At 71.9% G+C, this 23,983-nt stretch carries 20 protein-coding genes and 1 pseudogene; 14 read left to right on the top strand and 7 right to left on the bottom strand.

Annotated features, from left to right (window positions below; translation table 11 throughout):
- Positions 1-34: 34 nt before the first annotated feature.
- From ACWGDE_RS03795 to ACWGDE_RS03750, 10 genes are all read left to right on the top strand, one after another.
- Complete coding sequence (locus ACWGDE_RS03795; protein WP_453387357.1) at positions 35-1,297, top strand: ATP-grasp domain-containing protein; 1,263 nt, start codon at positions 35-37, stop codon at positions 1,295-1,297.
- Between the two features lie 67 nt (positions 1,298-1,364).
- Entirely contained in the window at positions 1,365-3,446 is a 2,082-nt protein-coding gene (locus ACWGDE_RS03790) for a molybdopterin-containing oxidoreductase family protein (RefSeq protein WP_453387356.1), read from the top strand.
- A complete protein-coding gene (locus ACWGDE_RS03785) occupies positions 3,443-4,432 on the top strand; it encodes an aldo/keto reductase family protein (RefSeq protein WP_453387355.1) in 990 nt (329 codons plus the stop codon). The genes ACWGDE_RS03790 and ACWGDE_RS03785 overlap by 4 nt, the downstream gene beginning before the upstream one ends.
- 37 nt (positions 4,433-4,469) lie before the next feature.
- Positions 4,470-5,687: an aminotransferase class I/II-fold pyridoxal phosphate-dependent enzyme gene (locus ACWGDE_RS03780; protein WP_453387354.1), complete on the top strand. Its 1,218-nt coding sequence runs from the start codon at positions 4,470-4,472 to the stop codon at positions 5,685-5,687.
- Positions 5,688-5,730: 43 nt separating this feature from the next.
- Positions 5,731-6,891, top strand: coding sequence for a branched-chain amino acid ABC transporter substrate-binding protein (locus tag ACWGDE_RS03775; protein WP_453387353.1), 1,161 nt, complete (start codon positions 5,731-5,733; stop codon positions 6,889-6,891).
- A gap of 9 nt (positions 6,892-6,900) precedes the next feature.
- A complete protein-coding gene (locus tag ACWGDE_RS03770; RefSeq protein WP_453387352.1) occupies positions 6,901-7,794 on the top strand; it encodes a branched-chain amino acid ABC transporter permease in 894 nt (297 codons plus the stop codon).
- Positions 7,791-8,795: a branched-chain amino acid ABC transporter permease gene (locus ACWGDE_RS03765; protein WP_453387351.1), complete on the top strand. Its 1,005-nt coding sequence runs from the start codon at positions 7,791-7,793 to the stop codon at positions 8,793-8,795. Before ACWGDE_RS03770 ends, ACWGDE_RS03765 begins: the two co-directional genes overlap by 4 nt.
- Positions 8,792-9,688 (top strand): ABC transporter ATP-binding protein, encoded by an 897-nt coding sequence (locus ACWGDE_RS03760; protein WP_453387350.1) that lies wholly within the window; start codon positions 8,792-8,794, stop codon positions 9,686-9,688. The genes ACWGDE_RS03765 and ACWGDE_RS03760 overlap by 4 nt, the downstream gene beginning before the upstream one ends.
- Entirely contained in the window at positions 9,681-10,388 is a 708-nt protein-coding gene (locus tag ACWGDE_RS03755) for an ABC transporter ATP-binding protein (protein ID WP_453387349.1), read from the top strand. Before ACWGDE_RS03760 ends, ACWGDE_RS03755 begins: the two co-directional genes overlap by 8 nt.
- A gap of 2 nt (positions 10,389-10,390) precedes the next feature.
- On the top strand, positions 10,391-11,338 hold the full coding sequence (locus ACWGDE_RS03750; protein WP_453387348.1) for an ornithine cyclodeaminase family protein: 948 nt from the start codon (positions 10,391-10,393) through the stop codon (positions 11,336-11,338).
- A 23-nt stretch (positions 11,339-11,361) separates the two neighbouring features.
- Here ACWGDE_RS03750 and ACWGDE_RS03745 read toward each other — a convergent pair whose 3' ends face one another.
- Positions 11,362-12,090, bottom strand: a complete 729-nt coding sequence (locus ACWGDE_RS03745) for a TetR/AcrR family transcriptional regulator (protein WP_453387347.1) — start codon at positions 12,088-12,090, stop codon at positions 11,362-11,364.
- 127 nt (positions 12,091-12,217) lie between these two features.
- Here ACWGDE_RS03745 and ACWGDE_RS03740 point away from each other — a divergent pair, with 127 nt between their 5' ends.
- Positions 12,218-13,726 (top strand): MFS transporter, encoded by a 1,509-nt coding sequence (locus tag ACWGDE_RS03740; protein WP_453387346.1) that lies wholly within the window; start codon positions 12,218-12,220, stop codon positions 13,724-13,726.
- Between the two features lie 94 nt (positions 13,727-13,820).
- Positions 13,821-14,495 carry a hypothetical protein gene (locus tag ACWGDE_RS03735; RefSeq protein ID WP_453387345.1) on the top strand — a complete coding sequence of 225 codons (675 nt, stop codon included), beginning with the start codon at positions 13,821-13,823 and terminating at the stop codon, positions 14,493-14,495.
- Between the two features lie 93 nt (positions 14,496-14,588).
- On the opposite strand, the gene ACWGDE_RS03730 is transcribed toward ACWGDE_RS03735, so the two are convergent.
- The 5 genes from ACWGDE_RS03730 to ACWGDE_RS03710 form a co-directional block, all read right to left on the bottom strand.
- A complete protein-coding gene (locus ACWGDE_RS03730) occupies positions 14,589-16,082 on the bottom strand; it encodes a peptide MFS transporter (protein ID WP_453387344.1) in 1,494 nt (497 codons plus the stop codon).
- Between the two features lie 456 nt (positions 16,083-16,538).
- The gene (locus ACWGDE_RS03725; protein ID WP_453387343.1) at positions 16,539-18,719 is read right to left on the bottom strand and encodes an MMPL family transporter; all 2,181 of its coding nucleotides are present in this window, start codon (positions 18,717-18,719) and stop codon (positions 16,539-16,541) included.
- Positions 18,720-18,811: 92 nt separating this feature from the next.
- Positions 18,812-19,396 carry a DUF4865 family protein gene (locus ACWGDE_RS03720; protein ID WP_453387342.1) on the bottom strand — a complete coding sequence of 195 codons (585 nt, stop codon included), beginning with the start codon at positions 19,394-19,396 and terminating at the stop codon, positions 18,812-18,814.
- Positions 19,397-19,538: 142 nt separating this feature from the next.
- Positions 19,539-20,054 (bottom strand): MarR family winged helix-turn-helix transcriptional regulator, encoded by a 516-nt coding sequence (locus tag ACWGDE_RS03715; protein ID WP_453387341.1) that lies wholly within the window; start codon positions 20,052-20,054, stop codon positions 19,539-19,541.
- A 79-nt stretch (positions 20,055-20,133) separates the two neighbouring features.
- The gene (locus tag ACWGDE_RS03710; protein WP_453387340.1) at positions 20,134-20,634 is read right to left on the bottom strand and encodes an SgcJ/EcaC family oxidoreductase; all 501 of its coding nucleotides are present in this window, start codon (positions 20,632-20,634) and stop codon (positions 20,134-20,136) included.
- Between the two features lie 292 nt (positions 20,635-20,926).
- Here ACWGDE_RS03710 and ACWGDE_RS03705 point away from each other — a divergent pair, with 292 nt between their 5' ends.
- Together ACWGDE_RS03705 and ACWGDE_RS03700 are read left to right on the top strand one after the other, a co-directional pair.
- A complete protein-coding gene (locus ACWGDE_RS03705) occupies positions 20,927-21,895 on the top strand; it encodes a methyltransferase (RefSeq protein WP_453387339.1) in 969 nt (322 codons plus the stop codon).
- Positions 21,892-23,481, top strand: coding sequence for an FAD-dependent oxidoreductase (locus ACWGDE_RS03700; protein ID WP_453387338.1), 1,590 nt, complete (start codon positions 21,892-21,894; stop codon positions 23,479-23,481). Before ACWGDE_RS03705 ends, ACWGDE_RS03700 begins: the two co-directional genes overlap by 4 nt.
- Positions 23,482-23,584: 103 nt before the next feature.
- On the opposite strand, the pseudogene ACWGDE_RS03695 reads toward ACWGDE_RS03700, so the two are convergent.
- Positions 23,585-23,983, bottom strand: a pseudogene (locus ACWGDE_RS03695) (hypothetical protein); the annotation flags it as partial.

Genomic DNA, 23,983 nt, shown 5'->3' with positions numbered 1-23,983 from the left:
CTCCCACTGCTGTCACACCATCGAAAGGACGGCCATGGCCGACAACTCTGCATCCGCGGGCCCCGCGCTCGAGGACCGGACCCTTCTGATCCTCGGTGCGGCCGGCCCCTCCAAGCCGCTGCTCTTCCAGGCCGCCCGGGCACGGGGCATCCGTACCGTCCTGATCAAGGAGAACGCGACCTGGGAGAAGGAGTACTGCGACGACGTCCTCTCGCTGCCGGTCGAGAACTACACGGACTTCGAGGAGACCGTCGCCGCGGTGGTGGAGTACTGCCGCGCCCAGCGGGTCGACGGGATCATCACCACCTTCGACAGCGCCGTCCCCGTGATGGCGCAGGTCGCCGAGACCCTCGGGTTCAACGGCCCCTCCCCGTCCGCCGCCGCGGCCCTGCGGGACAAGGCGGCCATGCGCCGCCGCTTCGCGGAGCTCGGCCTGCCCTCGGCGGCCAGCATCCTGGTCCGCACCCTGGAGGAGGCCCGGGCGGCCGTCGCCGAGATCGGCTACCCGGTCGTCATCAAGCCGACGTACGGCACCGGCAGCGCGGGTGTGGTCCTCGCCCACAGGGCCGAGGAGGTCGAGGCCGCGTTCGACAAGGCCCGCGAGGTGGGGCTCAACCTCAGCGACTGCTCCGACCTGGTGGTGGAGGAGTACCTCGACGGCCTCGAGGTCACGGTGGACGCCCTGGTGTTCGAGGGCGAGATCCTCTTCCACAACATCTCCGACAACCCCGAGCTGATGCCCGGCCCCGTCTTCCCCGAGGTGGAGTTCATCACCCCCACGGCCTTCGACGCCGAGACGGTGGCCACCGCGTTCGCGGCCAACGAGCTGACCATCAAGGGCTTCGGCCTGGACAACGCGGTGGTGCACGCGGAGATGCGGATGACCAGCCGCGGCCCGCGCCTGCTCGAACTGCACCCCCGCCCGGCCGGCCAGCGCGTGCCGCAGATCATCGGCCGCTCGCTCGGCGTCGACCTGATGGGCGCCGCCATCGAGATCGCCCTCGGCCACCGTCCGACGATCACGCCGCAGCGCAAGGGCTACGCGGGCTACCGGGCCGTGTGCCCGGAGGTCCCCGGCACCCTCAAGGCCATCAACGGCCTGGGCGACGCCCGGTCCAGCGCCGGGGTCTACGACATCGAGGTCGTACTGGACCCGGGCGCGCGGCTGGTCACCGTACCCGAGGCCGTGCAGCAGGACGCGACGTACGTGTACGTCGAGGCCGACACCTACGAGGAAGTGCACCAGCGCCTCCTGGCCGCCACCGCCCTGGTGGAGCTGGAGCTGGAACTCCAGTGAAGCGCGGCCGGGGCGGCGCCCCCGGGCGCCGCCCCGGCGCGAACGCACATCCCGAGGACGGAACACCGTGACAGAGTCGAGAACCATTCCGGGGGCGTGCCCGCTGGACTGCCCGGACGGGTGCAGCTGGCTGCTGACGGTCGAGGACGGCGCCGCCGTCAAACTGCAGGGCAACCCGGAACACCCGTACACGCAGGGCGCGCTGTGCGTGAAGGTCAATCAGTTCCTGGAGCACACGCGCGCCCCCGACCGGCTCATGCACCCGATGCGCAGGGTCGGCGCCAAGGGCGAGGGGCGCTTCGAGCGGATCTCCTGGGACGAGGCGCTGACGGAGATCGCCGGGCGGCTCACGGGCATCGTCGAGGAGTACGGCGGCGAGGCGATCTGGCCGTACCAGGGCACCGGCACGCTGGGGTTCCTGCAGGGGTTGCAGGGGCGGGCGGGAAGCCGGCTGTGGAACGTGCTGGGCGCGTCGCGCCACGACATGACGATCTGCTCGATCGCGGGCCTCGCCGGTCTGGAGTACACGCTGGGCAGCAGCCGGGGCCTGGATCCGATGAGCCTGAGCGCGTCGCGGCTGATCCTGCTGTGGGGCACCAACACGCTCACCTCGGGCCACCACCTGTGGAAGCCGATCCAGGCGGCACGGCGGGCCGGTGCGCGCGTCGTGGCGATCGATCCGGTGCGGACCAAGACGGCGCAGGGAGCGGACGAGCACCTCGCGCCGCTGCCGGGCACGGACGCGGCGCTGGCCCTGGGCCTGCTCAACGTCGTGGTCTCCATGGGCGCCGAGGACCGCGCGTACCTGGAGCGCCACACGGTGGGCTGGGAGGAGTTCCGCGAGCGGGTCCTGGAGTTCACGCCGGAGAATGTCGCGCGGATCACGGGCGTCGATGAGGAGCAGATCGTCCGCCTGGGCGAGGCACTGGCCACCACGCGGCCCACCGCGATCCGGGTCGCGCAGGGCATCCAGCGGCACGCGGGCGGCGGCACGGCCGTACGGACGCTCGCGTGCATTCCGGGGGTGACGGGCGACTGGGCGCTCCCCGGAGGCGGTCTGCACTACACGACGGACGGGTACTTCGGCGGCAACCGCGAGGCGCTGTACCGGGACGACCTGCTGAAGAAACCGGTGCGCGGCCTGTCGATGACGAGGCTGGCGGAGGGGCTGCTGGAGGCTTCGGACCCGCCGGTCAAGGCGCTGGTGGTCTACGGGGCCAACCCGGTGGCCAGTTCGCCCGACCAGAACCGCATCCGGCGCGGGCTGGAGCGCGAGGACCTCTTCACGGTCGTGCTCGACCACTTCCAGACCGATACGGCCGACTACGCGGACATCCTGCTGCCGGCGACCATGCAGCCCGAGCACATGGACCTGCACGACGGCTACGGGCACGTCTACCTCACCTGGAACGAGCCGGCCGTCGAGCCGCCCGGGGAGTGCCTGTCGACGACCGAGACCTTCCGCCGGCTGGCGCGGTACATGGGGCTGGAGGAGCCCTCGCTGTACGACTCCGACGAGGAGCTCGCGCGGCAGCTGCTCGACTCCCCGCACCCCTCCCTGGAGGGGATCACGCTGGAGGGCCTGCGCGAGCGGGGCTGGGTCCGGCTCTCCTACCCCGAGCACTTCGCCCCGTACGCGGACGGCTTCCCCACCCCGTCGGGGAAGCTCGAGTTCGTCTCGGAGAGGGCCCGCGCGGACGGGCTCGACCCCCTGGCCGGGTTCACCCCGGCGCGAGAGGTGTCGGATCCGGAGTTGGCCGGCCGCTTTCCGCTGGTGCTGCTCACCGGTGCCTCGCACTTCTTCCTCAACACCGTCTTCGGGAACAAGCCCGCGCTGCGCCGCAGGGCCGGTGAGGCCCACGTCGTCGTGCATCCGCAGGACGCACAGGCCCGCGGCCTGCTTTCGGGCGAGAAGGTGCGGGTCTTCAACGACCGCGGCTCCTTCGAGGCCGAGCTGCGGGTGGACGACACCGTCCGGCCGGGCGTCGCCTCCAGCCCGAAGGGCAACTGGCCCAAGCTCAACGGTGGTTCGGGATCGACCGCGACCGTCGAGGAGCGGGACGCGGACATGGGCGGCGGAGCCGTATTCCACGACAACCGGGTGGAGATCGAAGCGGTCTCCCGCCCCGCGCAGAGAGAGAACCGATGAAGTTCAGCCGTCTCGGCAACAGCGGTCTGATGGTCAGCAGGATCGCCTACGGCAACTGGCTCACCCACGGGTCGCAGATCGACGAGGAGACCGCCGTCGCCTGCGTGCGGGCCGCGCTGGACGTGGGCATCACCACCTTCGACACGGCCGACGTCTACGCGGGCACCCGGGCGGAGGAGGTCCTCGGCCGCGCGCTCAAGGGGCACCGCCGGGAGTCGGTGGAGCTGTCCACCAAGGTGTGCCTGCCGACGGGCACCGGACCCAACGACAGCGGGCTGTCGCGCAAGCACATCCTGGAGTCCGTGCACGCGTCCCTGCGCCGGCTGGGCACCGACTACGTGGACCTGTACCACGCGCACCGGTTCGACCGGGGGACGCCGCTCGCGGAGACCCTGAGGACCTTCGACGACCTGATCCGGCAGGGCAAGGTCCTGTACATCGGCGTCTCCGAGTGGACCGCGCAGGAGATCCGCGAGGCGCTGGCGCTCGCGGACGAGCTCGGGCTGGAGCGCTTCGTGGCCAGCCAGCCGCAGTACTCGATGCTCTGGCGGGTCATCGAGGAGGAGGTCGTCCCGCTCTGCGAGCAGGAGGGGCTGAGCCAGATCGTGTGGTCGCCCGTCGCGCAGGGGGTGCTCAGCGGCAAGTACCTGCCGGGCCGTCCCCCGCCGGCCGCCTCCCGCGCCGCCGACGAGAACGGGGCGAACTGGGTCGGCGCCTTCATGGGCGAGGAGGTGCTGGAGCGGGTGCAGCTGCTGGCCCCGCTGGCCCGCGAGGCCGGTCTGACCATGGCTCAGCTGGCCGTCGCCTGGACCCTGCAGAACCCCAACGTGGCCGCCGCGATCGTCGGGGCCTCCCGCCCCGAGCAGGTGCGCAGCAACGCGGAGGCGGCGGGGGTCATCCTCGACGCCGCTCTGCTGGAGCGGATCGACGAGGCCCTCGGCCCGGTCGTCGAGCGGGACCCGAAGAAGACCGACAGTGCCTGGTAGCGGCGCGGAACCGGCCCGCCGTCCGAGGGGGAGATCCATGGACTTTGAACCGTTCGAACTTCTGGAATGGCAGTCCCGCGACGACGGGGCGGCCGAGTTCAGCCTCGCCGACAGCGGCTGCCAGCCGGTGACGATGCGCGAACTGCTGGACGACGGCGGGGGTGACGGCAGCGGCGGTGACGGCAGCGCGCTGGAGCGGCTGCTCGACACCCCGCTGCACTACCCGCCGGAGCGCGGCGGCGAGACGCTGCGCCGGCTGATCGCCGAGCACCACTGCGGTACGGCGGACGACGTGATCGTCACGGTCGGGGCGGCGGAGTCCAACGCGATCGCCCTGGAGACCCTGGTGCGTCCGGGCGACCACGTGGTGACCCTGTCGCCCGGCTACCGGCAGGTGTGGGGTGCCGCGGTCAACCTCGGGGCCCGGGTGGAGGAGGTGCACTCGACGCCCGCCGACGGCTGGCGGCCCGATCTGGACGCCCTGCGCGCGGCGGTGCGCCCCGGCACGCGGCTCATCTCGCTGACGAACCCGAACAACCCGACCGGGACGATCCTGACCGAGCGGGAGATGGACGAGATCGTGGCGGTGGCCGCCGGGGCCGGCGCGTGGATCCTCGCCGACGAGGTGCACCGCGGCACCGAGCTGTCCACCGACGCGACCACCCCCAGCTTCTGGGGCCGCTACGAGCGGGTGGTCTGCGTGGGCAGCCTGTCGAAGGCCTTCGGGATGCCGGGGCTGCGCGTGGGCTGGCTGGTCGCGCCGGCGCAGATCCTGCCGGACCTGTGGCGGCGGCACGAGTACGCGGCCGTCTCCACCGGGTCGGTCTCCATGGCGCTCGCCGAGATCGCCCTGGCCGACGGCACCCGGCAGCGGCTGACCGGCCGCTACCGCGCCCTGATCCGGGAGAGCTGGACCTGGCTGCGGGAGTGGGCGGACGCCCATCCGGAGCTGGTCTCCGTGGTGGAGCCGCAGGCCACGGCGCTCGGATTCCTCAAGTACCACGTCGACCTGCCGAGCATCGAGGTCGCCGAGGCGCTGCGGGTGCGGGGCGGCGTACTGGTCGGGGCGGGCGCGCACTTCGGCGTGGAGGGGCACGTGCGCATCACGCACGGACACGATCCCGCCTACCTGGCCGCCGCCCTCGACCGGATGGCACGCGTCCTGAAGGAACTGGGCTCGAGGGAACTCGGCCTCGGGGAACCGGCCTCGGAAGAGGCCGCCGGCGGGCCTTGCGGCCCGCCCGGACGGAAGTGAAGAGACAACCGTGCGCACGATTTCGAAAGCGAGACATCTCCACATGATCCGGAAATCCGCCCTGGTCGCGGTCCTCGCGGTCGCGGGTCTGCTGACGACCGGCTGCGGCCAGGGTCTGCTCGGCGCCGACGACGCGAAGGCCGGCTCGTCGGGCCCGATCGCGCTCGGCATGGCCGTCCCGATGTCCGGCAGCAGCGCGGACATCGGCCCGTACATGAAGAACGGCGCCCAGCTGGCCGTGAACGAGATCAACGCCTCCGGCGGGGTCCTCGGGCGCAAGCTGGAGCTGCGCGTCGAGGACGACGCCTGCGATCCGAAGACCGCGGTCGCCGCGGCGACCAAGCTCGTCACCTCGAAGATCGCCCTGTCGGTCGGCGGGTACTGCTCGGGCGCGACGCTCCCCACCCTGCCGGTCTTCTCCAAGGCGAAGATCCCGATGATCATCCCGGCGGCCAACTCGGACGACCTGTACAAGCAGGGGATCAAGAGCACGTTCCTGATCAACGGAACGGGCACCCAGCAGGCGGACGCCGCCATCGCCCTGATGGACAAGTCGGGTTCCAAGCGGGTCGCGGTCATCCACGACAACACCAGCTACGCGAAGAACATCGCGACGCTGATGGACCCCCGGCTGGGGCGCCCGGGCGGTCCCGAGCAGGTGGCCGCGGCCGCGCTCACCCCCGGTGAGAGCGACTACAGCGCCACCGTCGGCGAGGTGCTCGGCGCGAACCCCGACTTCATCTACTGGACGGGCTACGACAAGGAGGGCGGCCTGCTCATCCGGCAGTTGAAGCAGGCCGGCTACCAGGGCCGGATCATGGTGGCGGACGGCGCGGTCAGCCCGTCGCTCGCCGAGATCGCCGGCGCCGACAACGTCCGCGGGGTGCTCGCCACCATGACGCAGACCCCCGAGACGATCGAGGGCGGCGAGGCCTGGACCGCCTCGTACCGCAAGGAGTTCGGCTCCGCGCCCGGCCCGTTCTCGACGCAGTCCTACGACGCCGTGCGGCTCGCCGCCGAAGCGATCAAGCGGGCGGGCTCCACCGGAGACACCGAGGTGGTCGCGGCCCTCACGCAGATCAAGGACTTCAAGCTGTTCTCCGGCCCGCTGACCTTCACCGCCGACCGGACCCTGTCCTCGGGCGGCTTCGTGATCCTGGTCTGGCGGGACGGCCGTTTCGTCCGCGCGGACGACGGAAAGTAGCCGGTCCCCATGGTGCAGCTCATCTGGAACGGCCTCTTCGTCGGGGCGTTCTACTCGCTCATAGCCCTGGGCTACAGCCTGGTGTACGGGGTCATCAGGCTGCTCAACTTCGCCCACGGCGACATCTACATGCTCGGCGCCTTCGCGGGCCTGTGGCTGCTCGGCGCCCTGGGCGGGTTCTCCGCCTCGATCCCGGTACTGGCCCTGCTGCTGGTGCTGGTCGTGTCCATGCTGGCGACCGGGGCGGCCGGGGTGCTGATCGAGCGGGTGGCCTACCGGCCGCTGCGCAAGGCCCCCCGGCTCTCGCTGCTGATCACGGCGGTCGGCGCGTCCTTCGTCGTCGAGTACGGCGTGCGCATCGCGGTCGGCCCCAACCCGCAGGTCTACCCCATGCGGCTGGACGGGCGGGCGCTCAACCTGTTCGGTGCGCGCTTCACCCCCCAGCAACTGCTGCTGATGGGCGTCGCCGTGGTCCTGATGCTCGGGCTCGACGCCTGGATCAACCGCAGCCGGGAGGGGCGTGCGATGCGCGCCATCGCGCTGGACCAGAAGGCCAGCCTCCTGATGGGCATCGACGTCGACAAGGTCATCTCGCGGACCTTCTTCGTGGGGTCCGCGCTGGCGGGCGCCGCGGGCGTGATGGCCGGGATGTTCTACGGGAAGATCGACTTCCTGATGGGCTTCATCATCGGGCTCAAGGCCTTCACCGCGGCCGTCATCGGCGGCATCGGAAACCTGAAGGGAACCATGCTCGGCGGGCTCGTGCTCGGCCTCCTGGAGTCCTTCGGCTCCTACTGGCTGGGCGGCGAGTGGCGCGACGTGTTCGCCTTCGGCTTCCTCATCGTCCTGCTGAGCGTGCGCCCCACGGGCCTGCTCGGCGCCCGAGAACAGGAGCGCGTGTGAACAGCCGGATACGAAGCCTCGCGCAGAGCCGCGGGGCGGGGCCCGTCGGGCTGGCCTGTGCGGTGTTCGCGCCGTTCCTGATCGCCACTCCCTACGCGCTCAACGTGATGACCAGTGCCGCGATCTTCGTGATGCTCGCGGTCGGGCTCAACATCGTGGTCGGCTACTGCGGACTCCTCGACCTGGGGTACGCCGCCTTCTTCGCGGTCGGCGCGTACACCGCGGGCGTCCTCAGCACCGAGTTCGGCCTCTCCCTCGTACAGACGGTCCCGGTGGTGATCGCCGTGACGGTGCTGGCCGGGGTGATCGTCGGCATTCCGACCCTGCGGCTGCGCAGCGACTACCTCGCCATCGTGACCCTCGGGTTCGGCGAGATCATCCGCATCGTGGCGAACAACCTGGACATCACGGGAGGGCCTTCCGGGATCTACGGGATCCCCGGCCTGTCCCTGTTCGGGTTCGGCCTGGAGGGGCCGGTGTCCCTCTACTACGTCGTCGTCGTGATCGTCGCGCTGGCGGTCCTGCTCGCCGGCCGTCTCGACCGCTCGCGCATGGGCCGGGCCTGGCGGTTCATCCGCGAGGACGAGGACGCCGCCGAGGCGATGGGCGTGCACACCTACCGGGTCAAGCTCGCCGCCTACGTCTTCGGGGCGGTCTGGGGCGGGCTGGCCGGGGTGCTCTTCGCGGCCCAGTTGTCCGCGGTCTCCCCCGAGAGCTTCCGCTTCATCCAGTCCGCGCTCGTCCTGATGGCCGTGGTGCTCGGCGGCATGGGCAGCCTGCGCGGGGTGGTGATCGGGGCCGTGTGCATCAGCCTCGTGCCCGAACTGCTGCGCGGGGTCGCCGACAACCGGTACTTCGCCTTCGGGCTGGTGCTCATCGCCGTCATGGTGCTCCGGCCGCAGGGCCTGTGGCCGCGCGCGGCGCGCGAACCGGCGGCCACCGCGCGCCGTTCCGGCGCCGCGGTCCCACCACCCGTACCCGCGCAGGAGGGCGCCCGATGACCGCCGAGACCACCCCGGTGGCCGCTTCCCAGGCCGCTCCCCCGCTGCTCTCCGTCGAGGGGGTGCACGTGGTCTTCGGCGGCATCCGCGCCGTGGACGGCGTGGACCTGGCCGTCGGGCCGGACGAGATCGTCTCGGTGATCGGCCCCAACGGCGCGGGCAAGACCTCGCTGTTCAACTCCGTCACCGGCTTCTACCGTCCGACGGCCGGCCGCATCCTGGTGTCCGGGCACGACGTGACCGGGGCCCGGCCCTCGGCCGTCGCCGCCCGGGGCGTGTGCCGGACCTTCCAGAACCTGCGGCTCTTCCCCGAGCTGTCGGTGCTCGACAACGTCCGGGCCGGACTGCACCTGCGCGGCGGCCAGCACGTGCTCGACGCGCTGCTGCGCACCCCGCGCTACAGGCGCTCGGAGCGGCAGGGCACGGACGAGGCGCACCAGTGGCTGGACTTCGTGGGCCTGGACGCGCAGGGCCCCGGCGCCGTCGACCGGGCCGGGGCCGTACGGAACCTGCCGTACGGGGCGCAGCGGCTGGTCGAGATCGCGCGCGGCATGGCCCAGCGGCCGCGCCTGCTGCTGCTGGACGAGCCGGCGGCGGGGCTCAACTCGGCGGAGAAGGATGCGCTCACGGACCTGATCCGGCGCATCCACGCGCTGGGCACCTCGGTCGTGCTCATCGAGCACGACATGCGGCTGGTGCGTGCGGTGTCGCGGCGGGTGGTGGTGCTGAACTTCGGCCGGAAGATCGCCGACGGCCGGCCCGCCGACGTCTGGGCCGACCCGGCCGTCGTCGACGCCTATCTCGGGGCCGATCCCGACTACGCCGAGACCGCCGGCGACATCGGCGACACCGCCGCGGGCCCGCGGCTCGACCGGGAGGACAGCCTTGCTTGAGCTGGAGGACATCGACATCCACTACGGCGGCGTCCAGGCCCTGCACGGCCTGTCGCTGTCGGTGCGGACCGGCGAGATCGTGGTCCTGCTGGGCGGCAACGGCGCGGGCAAGACCTCCACGCTGTCCGCCGTCTCGGGGCTGGTCAGGCCGAGCGGCGGGCGCGTCCTGTTCGAGGGCGAGGACATCACGCGGGCGAAGCCGCACGAGATCGTCGCCCGCGGGCTGGTCCACGTACCCGAGGGGCGGCGCGTCTTCAGCAGGCTCTCGGTGCACGAGAACCTGCAGCTCGGGGCCTATCTCGTACGCCGCCCGGCGGAGGTGGCCGCGCGGATCGACCGCGTGTACGGCCTGCTCCCCAAGCTGGCGGACCGCCGCGCCCAGGCCGGCGGCAGCCTGTCGGGCGGGGAGCAGCAGATGGTCGCGATCGGCCGGGCGCTCATGGCCGCCCCGCGGCTGCTGATGCTGGACGAGCCCTCGATGGGGCTGGCGCCGGGGACGGCGGCGACCGTCATGGGGCTCGTGCGGGACATCAAGGAGCAGGGGACGGCGGTGCTGCTCGTGGAGCAGAACGCCCGGGCCGCGCTGAGGATCGCGGACCGCGGATACGTGATGGACACCGGCAGGTGCCTGTTCGAGGGGTCCGTGGGCGAGCTCGCCCACGATCCCCGGGTCGCCGAGGCCTATCTGGGGGTGGGGTGAACGTGGACCTCGGATCGCTGCGGCTCATCGACGCGGCCGAGCTGGACCGGCTGGTGCCGATGCGCCGGGCGATCGCGGCGGTGGAGGAGACCCTGCGCGGCGGCGCGTGGGACCCGGAGCGGGACGTGCCCCGGACGGTGGCCGAAGTCGGCGCGGGACAGCTGCTGTTCATGCCCGCGCGGCTCGGCCCGTACGCGGGGGTGAAGCTGGCGGCGGTCGCCCCCGGCAACGCGGGGCTCGGCCTGCCGCGGATCTCGGGCCTGTACGTGCTGCTCGACGCGGGGACGCTGCTCCCGCTGGCGCTGCTCGACGGCACGGCCCTGACCTCGCTGCGCACGCCGGCGGTCTCGGCCGCGGCCGTACGGGCCCTGGCCGTGCCCGACGCGGCGCACCTGGTCGTCTTCGGGACGGGACCGCAGGCCCTGCGGCACGTCGAGGCGGTGCGGGCGGTCAGGCCGATCTCCAGGGTCAGCGTGGTCGCGCGGCACGCCGGGCGCGGGGAGGCCTTCGCGGCCCGGTGCGCGGATGCCGGCGTGGAGGCGGTGGCGGCCGGGGCCGGGGCGGTGGCGGTCGCCGACGTCGTGGTCTGCTGCACCACGTCCAGGGAGCCGCTCTTCCCCGGGCACCTGGTGCCCGGGCACGCCACGGTGGTGGCGGTCGGATCGCACGAGCCGGACGCGCGCGAGGTCGACACCGAGCTGGTGTGCCGGTCCACGCTGGTCGTGGAGAGCCGGGCGGCTGCGCTCGCCGAGGCGGGCGACGTCATCGTCCCGCTGCGCGAGGGAGCGATGACCGCCGGGCACATCGCGGGCGACCTGGCCGAGCTCGTCACCGGCCGCCTCGCCCACGACCCGTCGCGCCCGCGCCTGTTCAAGAGCGTGGGCATGGCCTGGGAGGACCTGTCGGTGGCCGCGGCGGCGTACGGGCCGGCTGCTCTCCCCCAAGCCTGACGGGCGGGTGGTCCCGGCGGGGGTCAGCCCGGCAGGCGCAGGGCCAGGCCGTCGAGGACCACGTCCAGGCCGTAGGCGAACTTGGTGTCGCGGATCGCGACCGGGTCCAGGGCCGCGGTCGCGGCGCTCGCCGCGTAGGAGTCGCTCAGGTGGTCGTGGCCGGCCGCGGCCTCCGCGGCGGCGGGCATGAGGCGGGCGATGAAACCGGACTCGGTCTCCCCGGAGCGCGCGACCGTGGTGAGCCAGGCGGCCTCGGTGGTGCTCATGCCGATGACGTACGCCAGGACGGTGTCGATCGCCCGACTCGGCTCGGGGAAGCCGGCGGCCGTGAACAGGGCGGCGAGCCGGTCGGAGAAGGACATCAGGTTGGGGCCGAGGTAGGCGAGGCCCGCCTGGCCCAGGACCGAGGACAGCCACGGGTGGGTCAGCGCCGTCGTACGGAAGGACCCGGCGGCCCCGGAGACGGCGGCGCGCCAGTCCGCGCGGGCGAGGTCCGCGGAGGGGACGAGGATCTCGGCGCACACCTCGTCCACGGCGAGCTCCATCAGCTCCTCCTTGGTGGCGACGTGCCGGTACAGGGAGGTCGCTCCGGCGTTCAGGCGGGCGCCGAGCTTGCGCATGCTGAGCGCCTCGATGCCTTCGGCGTCGAGCATGAGGACCGCCTCGCGGACGATCGCGGCCCGGTTCAGCGCGGGCTGCTGGGCCTCGGGCCGGCGGCGGGTCCACACGGACGGGATCGGGTTCTCGGTCATGGGCGCTCCTCCTTGCGTACATCGTTCGCATCCAGCGTACACACCTCCCCTCTTGCGCACACTGTTCCGTCATGCGTACAGTGTGCGCATCGAAGGAACAGCGTGCTCAAGCCGGAAGGAAACCCCGATGGAAACCCGCAACCCACGTCGCTGGTGGATCTTGATCGTGCTCTGCCTCAGCACGCTGGTCCTGGTCGTGGACAGCATGGCCCTGACCGTCGCGGTGCCGTCCATGACCGGGGACATCGGGGCGAGCGCCCAGGACACCCAGTGGATACTCGACTCCTACATCCTGGTCTTCGCCGGGCTCCTGCTCACCTCGGGAAGCCTGGGTGACCGGTTCGGCCGCCGGAAGATCATGATCATCGGCCTGCTGCTCTTCGGGGCGGCCTCACTGGCCGCGACCGTCTGCACCAACCCCGGCGAAGTGATCGCCGTACGCATCGCGATGGGCGTCGGCGGAGCGCTGATCATGCCCTCGACCCTGTCGATCCTCATCACCGTCTTCGACGAGGACGAGCGCGGCAAGGCGATGGCGGCGTGGGGTTCGGTGTCCATGCTCGGCCTGGTCGGCAGCCCGGTGCTCGGCGGCGTCCTGATCGACCACTTCTCCTGGCACTCGATCTTCTTCATCAACGTCCCGGTCGTCGTCCTGGCCATCGTGGCGGCCCTGGTCCTCATGCCGGAGTCCAAGGGGCCCTGGCAGAAGCCCGACCCGCTCGGCGCGGTGCTCTCGGCGGCCGGTATGACCGCCCTGATCTGGTGGATCATCGAGCTCCCGCAGCACGGCGCCTTCGGCGGCCGCTCCGCCGTCACCTTGGCCATCGCGGTCGTCTCGCTCGCCGGGTTCGTCGTCTGGGAGAACGTCACCCCCTCGCCGATGGTGCCGCTGGTCCTGTTCAAGCACCGCAACTTCAGCGGCGGTTCGCTCTCGCTGACCCTCGTGCAGATCGGCAACGGCGGCCTGCTGCTGGTCCTCACCCAGTACCTGCAGTTCGTGCTCGGCTACTCGCCCGTCAAGGCGGGCCTGGCCTTCGTGCCGCTGGCCGTGGCCGCGCTCATCGGGAACGGCGCCGGCGCCGGTCTCGCCGCGAAGATCGGCAACCGCCTCCTGGTCCTGGCCGGCATGGTCGTCATGGCCTCCGCCTTCGCCCTGCTGACCACCGTCTCGGCCGGCACCGGGTTCGCCGTCCCCGCCACCGCGCTCGGTCTCCTCGGCCTCGGTGCCGGCCTCGCGATGCCGGCGGCCGTCGGCGCCCTCATGGGCACCATCCCCCAGGAGAAGGCGGGCGTCGGCTCGGCCCTCAACGACACCATCCAGCAGGCCGGCACCGCGCTCGGCATCGCCATCCTCGGCTCGCTCCTGACCAGCGGGTTCACCGAGCGGATGCCGGCCGACGCCCCCGAGGCCGCCAAGCAGTCGATCGGCGGCGCGCTGGCCGTCGCCCAGGGCGACACCGGCCTGGTGCACGCCGCCCGGGAGGCCTTCACCTCCTCGATGTCGACCACCTTCACCATCAGCGCGATCGGTGTCCTGGCCGCCGCCGTACTGGCCGCCTTCGTCATGCGGGACACCAAGCCGGAGGCCGCCGAGGCCCCCGCCGGGGAGAAGGAGCTCAACGAACTCGCCGCCTGATCCCGCACCTTCGAAAAGGCCGGCGCCCCACGGGGCGCCGGCCTTTCGCGTACCCGCCCGCCGGGCGACCGGCCGGGCGGCGTACGTTCTGAACATGACGGGTGGACTGTGGGACGCCGGCTTGAACGCGTGGTACGGACCGGCCACTCCGGTCGTCCGGAAGTTCCGCGCGTACCGGCCGAACCGCCGCGGGGACGTCAAGCTCGTCCGCTGGCTGCGCGTGCTGTTCATACGGGCCCTGGCGTGCGTCATGGCCATGTGCCCCCTCGTACTCCTGGCTGCCGTGGGCAACGGCCTGACCGTCTGGCAGGGTGCCCTGCTGTGCGCCGGGTACCTGGCCTTCGCGTCCCTGGTCTGGCGCCTCTCCCTCATCAGGGTCGTGCTGCGGCCCGGCGAGATCGTCCGGTTCGGCGTGTGGCAGCGCGTCATCGTGCCCACCGCCGCCGTCACGAGGCTGCACCGCGAGACGTACCGCGGCGGTCTCAGGCTGGAGACGTCCGGAGGGGAGACGGTCGACTTCCCTTGGTTCGACGGGTCCCTCTGGGACCTGCTGTACGACTTCTCCTCCGTCAGTGAGGACGCGATGCGGGCCCACGCCGTGCCCCGCAGGGGCAGCCGGAAGGGTACGCGGAGCGGCAGCCGGGGAACGCAGAACGGCCCGTCCTTCCGGGTGAGGCGCCGCTTCACCCGGTCGATCGGCTCCGAACTGCTCGGGGTCTGCGCCGTCGGCTGCGTGGTCCTGGCGCTCGTGGCGGCGCTGCGGGGCTGAACTCGCGCGGGGGCCGGGCGGTTTCCACGACGGCCAGGGCCCCGCACGCCTTGCCCGGTCGGCGTACGGGACCCTGGTCGCTCGCGGGTCGGATCAGACGCCGAGGAGCCGGGTGAGGGGGCGGCGGGCCAGGACGAGGGCGGCCGCGACGACCAGGGCGGCGAGGCCCAGGGCGAGGAAGTAGCCGGGGCCGGGGACCTGTTCGCCGGAGATCTTCAGGGCGTTGCCGCCCACGCCGCCGCCGAGCGCGCCGGACAGCCAGAACAGGGAGACCATCTGACTGGTGAAGGTGGCGGGGGCGATGGCCGTGGTGGCGCTCATCCCGACGGGGGCGAACGCGACCTCCCCCGCGGCGAGCAGGAGGAAGGCGGTCACCAGCCACAGCGGCGAGACGAGCTCCCCGCCGGAGCCCGCGAGCGCGGCGAGGGCCATCAGCAGGTAGGCCGAGGAGGTGAAGCCCATGCCGATCCCGTACTTCACGGCGGTGGGGACACGGTCTCCGGCGCGCTTCCACAGCCAGGCGAACACGGGCGCGGTGACGAGGACGAACAGCGGGATCGCCGAGTGGAACCAGCTGGCGGGCACGGTGTTCCCGAACACCTCCCGGTCGGTGGAGTGCTTGGCGAAGAGGGTGAAGACGGAGCCGCCCTGGAGGAACAGTGCCCAGAAGACCGCGGAGGCCAGGAAGAGCCAGATGTAGGTCTTGACCCGGGTCCGCTCCCCCGCGCTCAGCAGGGGGTTGCGGATCAGCCGCCAGAAGCAGACCACGGGCGAGACCACGCAGAGCAGGCCGATCAGGGCCATGACGTGGCCGATCTCGAACGAGCCCAGCAGGGCGTCCGTGCCGTATCCGGCGAGCACCACGGCGGCCGCCGCGAGGGAGACGCGCAGGACGCGGGTGCGCTGCAGGGGGGTCGCGGCGCGTTCGGGCGCGCTGCCGACGCCCTGGAAGTGGCGGCCGCCGCGTACGTACTGGACGAGTCCCGCGCCCATGCCCAGGGCGGCCAGTGCGAACCCGAGGTGCCAGTTCACCCCCTCGCCGACCGCGCCCACGACGATGGGCGCGATGAGGGCGCTGACCTGGACGCTCATGTAGAAGATGGCGAATCCGGCGTCGCGTCCGGCCCGGTCCTGGCGGTCGTAGAAGGCGCTCAGCAGGCTGGCCATGTTCGGCTTGAGCAGGCCGGTGCCCGCGGCGATGAGCAGCAGTCCGGGGTAGAAGAAGCCGGTGAGGGGCACGGCCATGCAGAGGTGGCCGAGGCCGATGGTGACGCCGCCGTAGAGGACCGCGCGGTACGAGCCGAGGACGCGGTCCCCGATCCAGCCTCCGGGTACGGAGGAGATGAACACCGAGGCCATGTAGAGGCCGAAGAGGAGGGCCGCGTCCTCGTTGGACATGCCGAGGCCGCCGTCGGAGGACGGCTCCGTCGCGTAGAGGACGAGGATGGCCGACATCCCGTAGAAGCTGAAGCGCTCCCACATGTCCGTGCCCCACAGGGTGAGGAACCAGCGGGGCTGGCCGAACGGCCCGGCGTCGGACTGCTCGGGCGGGTGCGGTGCGAGACGGGGCTGGGTCGGGGCGGCCATCTGTCTTCGGCTCCTCCGTGCGTACGGGCATTCGGGCAGAGGGGGAGAGGGTGGCGGTGGCCCTTCGGGGACGACCGGAGGACGGACGGAGCCCGGACAGAGCCCGGATCGAGCGTTGGTGGAGGGCGGCTCGGGGCCGGCTCCCGGGCGGATCCGGGTGTGCGGCGCGGGGGCGCCTGCGGCGCGGGCGGGAAAGACCTGCGGCGCCCGGGCAGGGGGATGCCGGGCGCCGCGGTGAGGAAGGCGGGGTCCAGGGCGGCCCGCGACGACGGGGCGGGGGGATGCCCGCCGTCGGGTGGGGCCGCCCCGGTGACTCGCCCCGCACACCGTCAGGAAAGCGCCCGCCGCTCGCGATGGACTACAGGGTTGCCGGACCTGTTCCATCGGCGCCGGGCGGGACGCACCGCGGCCCGGGACGGTATCCGTCCCGGGCCGCTCGCACGCGCTGGTCCTCGGTCAGCCGTGCTTCTCGATGTTGAGCTTGGGCAGGAGCCGGTCCAGGCCCGCCGGAATCCACCAGGCCTTGCGGCCCATCAGCTGCATGGCGGCCGGGACGATCAGGAGGCGGATGACGATGGCGTCGACGAAGACCGCGACGGCCATGCCGAAGCCGAACTGCTGGAGCATCCGGTCGCCGCCCAGCATGAAGGCGCCGAAGACGGAGATCATGATGAGGCCGGCGGCGACGATGACCGATCCGGTGTGGGCGACGCCCTCGCGGATGGCGGTGGCGGGCTCCTTGGTGCGGTCCCACTCCTCACGGACCCGGGAGACCAGGAAGATCTCGTAGTCCATGGAGAGGCCGAAGACGATCGCGAAGATCATGATCGGGAGGAAGGCCTCGATCGGTCCCGGCTCGACGCCGAACATGCCCTTCTGGAAGACCAGGGTCATGGCGCCCAGCGCGGAGCCGATGCTCAGCAGGTTCAGCAGGGCGGCCTTGATCGGGATCAGGATCGAGCGGAAGACGATCACCAGGAGGACCAGGGAGAGGCCGACGACGATGGCGATGAAGACCGGCATGCGCTTGGCGACGGTGTCGGAGTAGTCGACGACGGCCGAGGTGGCGCCGCCGACGAGGTACGTCGCCTTGTGCTCCTTGGCGAGCCCGGGCAGGACGTTGTCCCTCAGCTCGTGGACGAGGTCGGAGGTCTTGGCGTCCTGGGGCGCGGAGGTGGGGAAGGCGATGACGGTGAACGCCTGCTGGTCGTTGGACGGGAAGGCGGGGGTGGCCGCGGCGATGCCGGGCGTGGAGTTGAGCTTGGCCGACAGGGCCTCGCCGGCCTGGCCGTCGCCCTCGGCGACCACGACGAGCGGGCCGTTGAAGCCGGGGCCGAAGCCTTCGGCAAGGAGGTCGTACGCCCGGCGGCTGGTGGAGGCGGCCGGGTCGTTGCCGGCGTCGGAGAAGCCCATGCGCATGTCGAGGGCCGGTGCGGCCAGCGCGCCGAGGGCGACCACGGCGAGCAGCAGGGCGGCCAGCGGACGGCGCTGCACACCACTCGCCCAGCGGCGCCAAGCGGCCCCGCCCTCGATGGACTTGCCCTTGGCGACGCGCTTTTGCGCCTTGGCGGTGAACTGGCGGGCGAAGCGCTTGCCGAAGATCGCCAGCAGGGAGGGCAGCAGGGTGAGCGAGGCCAGCATGGTGACCAGAACGGTCAGCGCGAGGGCGACGGCGGTGCCCTGGAGCGAGCCGAGACCGAGTGCGACCAGGCCGAGCAGGGCGACGATGACCGTGCAGCCGGCGAAGAAGACCGTGCGCCCGGCGATGTCGAGGGCCTTGGCTGAGGCTTCCTCCGGGCTCGCCCCCTTGACCAGTTCGGCGCGGTAACGGGCGAAGATCAGCAGCGCGTAGTCGATGCCGACGCCGAGGCCGACGAGGATCAGGATGTACGGCGTGTAGCTGGCGACGGTGAAGACGTGCGAGACGATCACGATCCCGCCGAGGGTGCTGCCCACGGCGAACACGGCGGTGATGATGGGCAGCCCGGCCGCGATGATCGTGCCGAACATGATCGCGAGGATCACCAGGGCGGCGAGCATGCCGATGCCTTCGGCGGCCCCGCTCTCCTGCTCGGCGATCTTGCGGGCGGCGTCACCGCCGAGGTCGACCTGGAGCTTGTCGCTCTGGGCCGTACGCGCGGTGTCGAGGATCTTCTGGGTATCGGGCTTCTTCATCTCCTCGGACTTGCCCTTGAGGACGACGGTGGCGTAGCCGATCGTGCCGTCCTTGGAGACGGCCGAGGTCTCCGTGTAGGGGCTCTGGACCTGGGCGACCGTGGGGAGCTTGGCGACCTCGTCCAGCATCGCGGTCACCCGCTGCTTGGTGTCCTCACCGGCGATTCCGGCCTCGTCGCGCAGGACGATCTCCAGGGTGTCGCCGGCCTGGGCCGAGCCGTGCTTGCCGAGGACCTCCAGCGTCTGCTGGGTTTCCGTGCCGGGGAGCGAGAAGTCGTCCCGGTAGGAGTCTCCGACCGCCGAGGCGCCGCCCCAGACACCGAAAAGGATGACGGTCCACAGGAGGAGGGCGGTCCAGCGGTGGCGCTGGCTGAAGGCAGAAGTACGTTCCAGAAGGGTCTTGCGGGGGGGTGGCGGCGTGGCGGGGCTGCCGACGCCCCTGACCGGGGTGGTGGTCACCATGCACTCCTTGTCTAGGCAACTCGCCCAGATCTCCACAGCGGCGTCGAGCGCGGCCGGAGCCCCGCTCAAGCACCGGGCGGATGTGCCTGGACTCAGCTGGTGGTGTTTTGCGGTGGGCGTGGGCGGGACAGGTGCAGTACCCGCAGGACACGGACGCCGTCCTTGGGCCGCGGGGCTTCCTGTCCCTCGTGGAGGAAGGTGCGCCGGGTCACCGTCATGGTGGCCGGATCCAGTTCGGTGATGTGCGAGTGGACGGCCGGGTCTTCCAGGACGGTCCGGTGGCGGGCCTCTTCGGCCCGCGCGACGTCCCTGAGGTCGGTCAGCGGCCCGAGCGGTTCGCTCTCGGAGAGGAGGTACGAGGTACCCCCGGTGCCGAGGTGGTGCTGGAGGACGGTTCCCGTGTGGACGGGCACCGGGCCGAACGCCGCGCACAGTCCCGCGTACTCGGCGCCGGTGAGGAACGATCCGAACTCGGCCGGATCGGCCCATATGTAGAAGGGGGCGTAGCTGTTGTGGCCCGCGTCGGCGGCCTCCGAGACGCAGAAGGCCTTCATCAGGAGCCCGGTCCGCCGGTCCCAGGGAGCCGAACGGTCGGCCACGCGCCGGACGATGCCGGTCATGTCGTAGTCGGCCGGCAGCGTGATGGAGTAGTGGGCGCTCAGCACGGTCTCGGTCACCTCATCCGGTTTGCTCTGACCGGCGGACAAGGCAGCCGGTAACCGGAGTGTGGCGCGCCGCGCTCGAGCGGCGGTGGTGCGGCCCGAGTACTGCTGGAGCCTGTGATTTCAGGGGCCTGCGGGGTTCAGGAGCCCGCGGAGGTCAGGAGCCTGCCGGGACCTTGGCCTTCGCCGGTTCGCGGGAGAGCAGTCGCAGGGTTTCGGTGTGGAAGATCTCGTTGCCCTTGGTGGTGACTTCCAGGAGCAGCTGCTGCTGTTCCTCGGTCAGTCCGGAGAGCAGTTTGCCGAGGGCGGCGCGGTACTCGGCGAAGACCGTCTCGACCCGCTCCGCGAAGGCTTCGGGAACGGCTTCGACGATGACCCGTCTGCGGTCCTCGGGGTCGGGGCGGCGCTGTACGAATCCGGCCTTCTGGAGGTGGTCTATCACCGCGGTGATGGCCCCTCCGCGGCTGAGTCCGACGCGCTCGGCGAGCCGGCCGGGGCTCATCGGGCCTTCGAGGTCGAGCAGGCTCAGGCAGTTGAAGTCGGTGGCGTTCAGGCCCACCGACTGGGCCACCGCGGACTGGAAGAGGACGGTGCGCGCGGCCTGCACCCGCAGTGCCGTCGCGAGCGACAGCAGGGTGGCGAAGGAGCGGTCTTCTTCGCTGTGCGGTTGCATCCTCGAGCTGCCTCTCTGCCGGTCCGGTGCGGACAGAGTACTGGCGAGGGCCCCCATGTGTACGCCGGGTCCCGGCCGGTCAGCGGGTCTGCCGGGAGCGCAGGGCCCGGTCGACGCGCAGGCGCACGGCCTTGGCGGCGACCGCGAACAGCGGTCCGGAGGTCGGGAACGGCTTCACCCGGCTGTTCTGGAAGGACGCGATCATCCAGCGGCCTCCTTCGCGGACCAGGATCAGCGTCTGCCGCGACAGGCGCTTGGCGGTGACCTCGCGCTGCCAGGGGAAGAGCGCCGCTCCGGTGGAGACGACGACCGCGGTGTGCTCGTCGATCATGCGGACGCTCTCGATCTCCTCGCACCGCAGCCGGGTGCCGTAGAGCATCGTGCGGAACATCAGGTCGTGCATGTCCTCGATCTCCTGGCGGCCGTCCAGCATCACCCCGTTGAACTGGACGTACGCGGCGTCCGAGGTGAAGAGCCGGCCGTAGCCGGCGGCGTCGGCGCTGTCCCAGCGGTCGGACAGCTCGTCCAGCAGGGAACGGACCTCTTCGAGGACTGCGGGGCTGGTGGCGGTGGTCTGCATGATCATCCCTTTCTCTCTATTTTCGCGCTTCTCGCTTTCCGTGTATCTCTAATTTAGAGAGGTGTAGTGGAGTCTGTCAACCCCGCCAGCCGCGCTTGAGCCGGTGTCGAGGAACCTTCTGGACCATCGGGCCGCCCGTCAGAGGAGCCCGGCCACCCGCCAGGGGCACCGGAGATTTCGGAAGAGGTGCATTCCCATCGACAACCACGAGACCGCGCAGACCGGTGGTCCGACGCCGCCGCAGGCACAGACCGCGCCGCGGGGTCCGGGCGGGCGCCCGGCGTTCCTGGACGTGTTCACCCCCATCGGGGTGCGCGTCGCGGCCACCCTGCGCATCGCCGACCACATCGCGGCAGGGATCGACACGCGCGACGGACTCGCCGCGAAGACCACGACCGACGCGGACTCCCTGGGCCGGCTGCTGCGCTTCCTGTCCTGCCGGGGGATCTTCGAGGAGACCGCGTCCGGCACCTACGCGCTCACCGACACCTCGAAGCTCCTGCTCGACACCCACCCCTCCCGGATGCGCCACTGGCTGGACCTGGAGGGCGCGAGCGGACGCATCGACCTCGCGGCCTGCGGCGGTCTGCTGCACGCGGTCCGCACCGGCGAGCCCGGCTACGACCAGGTCTTCGGCCGCCCCTTCTGGGACGACCTCGCCGACGACCAGGTGCTGACCGACACGTTCAACGACCAGATGGCCGCCGTCCAGGGCAAGCTCGCCCCCGCGGCCGCCGGCGCCTACCCCTGGGACACCCTGGGCCACGTCGCGGACATCGGCGGCGGCACGGGCGCCCTGCTCGCGGAGATACTCAAGGTCGCCCCCGGCACCCGCGGCACCGTCGTCGACCTGCCCGGCACGGTGGAGGGCGGCGCGGCGCGCTTCGAGGCGGCCGGGCTGTCCGGCCGTACGGAGCTGGTCGGCCAGAGCTTCTTCGACGAACTCCCGGCCGGCGCCGACATGTACGTCCTCAGCCAGATCCTGCACGACTGGGACGACGAGGAGTCCGTCGCCATCCTCAAGCGCTGCGCCGAGGCCGCCGGCCAGGACGGCCGCGTCATGATCGTCGAGCGCGTCATCGCCGAGGACGAGGGCAAGCAGCTGAACACCGAGTACGACCTGCGCATGCTCGTCTTCAACAAGGGCCGCGAACGCACGGTGGAGGAGTTCGCCGCGCTGGCCGCGCGGGCCGGACTCAAGCTGCGCGGGGTGACCGGACTGCCCTCCTACCACTCGCTCCTCGAGTGGGAGCGCGCGTGACCGCCGGCACATCCGGTCCCGACGTACTGGTGGTCGGTGCGGGGCCCGTCGGGCTCTGCACCGCCGTCGAGCTGGTACGGCGGGGGGTGCGCGTCCGGGTCGTCGACCGGCGGCCGGAGCCGCGTACCGGAACCCGGGCGTGCACCGTGTGGCAGCGGTCCCTGGAGGTCTTCGACCTCATGGGCCTGCCGATCGAGGAGTACGTGGCCTCGGGCGTTCCGTACACCTTCCGCACCCACCACTTCAGCGGGCACCCCCCGCACGTCCGCGACGCCGCCCAGCCGGACACCCCGTACCCGCTGCCCCTGCTCATCGGGCAGCAGGACACCGTGGCGATGCTCACCCGCCACCTGTCGGCGCTCGGCGTCGAGGTGGAGCGCGACCGTACGGCCGAGCCCGTGGCGCAGGACGCCGACGGCGTCACCGTGCGCCTCGAATCGTCCGACGGCAGCGCCGAACTGGTCCGCGCGGGCTGGGTGGTGGGGGCGCAGGGCCCGCACAGTTCGGTCCGCGACGGGATGGACTCCTCCTGGGAGAAGAAGCACTACCCCGGCACCCAGTTGCTCCAGGTCGACACGCGCTGGACCGGCTCGCTCCCCGGCGATCCCTCGCACTGCCACCTGTTCCTGACGGAGGCGGGTTCGCTGGGCAGCGCGCCCCTGCCGGACGGGCGCCACCGCTTCTACATCGGCGTCGCCGACACCGGGCGGACCGGCGATCCCGAGGTCGAGGAGGTACTGGAGGCCGCGCGCCGGGTCACCGGTGTCGAGGACCTGGAGTTCCACGACTCCCGCTTCAACTGGCGGGTGCGGCTGTACAACGCGGTCGCCGGTTCCTACCGGGACGGCCGCCTGCTGCTGGCGGGCGACAGCGCCCACACGTTGATGCCCGTGACCGCCCAGGGCATGAACACCGGCATCCAGGACGCCTTCAACCTGGGCTGGAAGCTCGCCGCGGTGGTCCGCGGGGAGGCCGGGGACGCCCTGCTCGACAGTTACGAGGCGGAGCGGCGGCCGGTCGCCCTGGGGCTGGCCGAGCGCAACCACCGTACGTACTGGGGCGGTACGGGACCCGTGCCGCCCTTCGACCGGCTGTACGAGGCGCTCGACCACATGGGCGCGGGCCACACCGGACTGCCGCTCTCCTACGGCGACAGCCCGTTGAGCGCGAGCTCGGAGGCCGTCGCGGCGGACGGGCCGGGGCCGGCTGCGGGCGACCGCGTGCCGGACGCGCCGCTGCACTCCCCCGAGGGCCGGCTGTTCCGCCTGATCGGGCGGGACTCCTGGACCCTGCTCGCCTTCCCCGCGGACCCGGCGGACGCCGAATCGGCGGGCGTGGTGGCCAAGGAGGTCGGACCGGCCGCGGTGCGGGCCGGCGTCACCGCCCGTGTGGTGGGCAACTCGTTCGGCGGCACGGTGGGCGGCGGCACCCGGACGCTGGCGGACCCTGACGGGGCGCTGCGCGCCGCGTTCGGCGCGGCGGCCGGGGCGGTCTTCCTGGTCAGGCCGGACGGATACGTGGCCTTCCGCGGCGGCGCGCACGACGGCGCGGCGCTGGAACGCCATTTGGACGCGGTACTGGGGTAGGGCGCGGCGCGAGGCGTGACGCCGGCCTTCGAGACCTGGTGGTGGTCTCGGGGGCCGGCGTTCCTCGATGGACACCCTGCCGGTCCGGTCGGACACCGCGGGTTCAGAGGCTGCGGGCGGTGACGTTGCCGTACGAGGTGGTCGCCTGGATGTTCAGACCCGCGGCGGCACCCTCGGTGTTGCTCAGCGTGTTGACGATCCGGCCGTAGCCGGTGCCGGCGTCGAGCGTGGCCGAAACACCACGAGCAGCACCCACCGAGATCTCGCCGTGCTCGGTCCGCAGCGTGACCGTGCCGCGCATGGCCTCGCCGATGCTCAGGTCACCCTTCTGCGTGCTGATCTGCGCCGGACCGCCCAGGCGGCCGACCGAGACATCACCGGCCATCAGAGTCAGCTGGGCGCTGGCGGCCTCGTCGAGCTTGACCGTGCCGTGCGCACTCTCGAAGGCCACGTCACCCAGACGCCCCACACCCCGGAACACCGAACTGGCCGTCTTCGCCTC

Source organism: Streptomyces sp. NPDC054956, assembly GCF_053609185.1.
The sequence above is the reverse complement of the archived record's forward strand: the minus strand, read 5'-3'. Positions and strand labels throughout refer to the sequence as shown.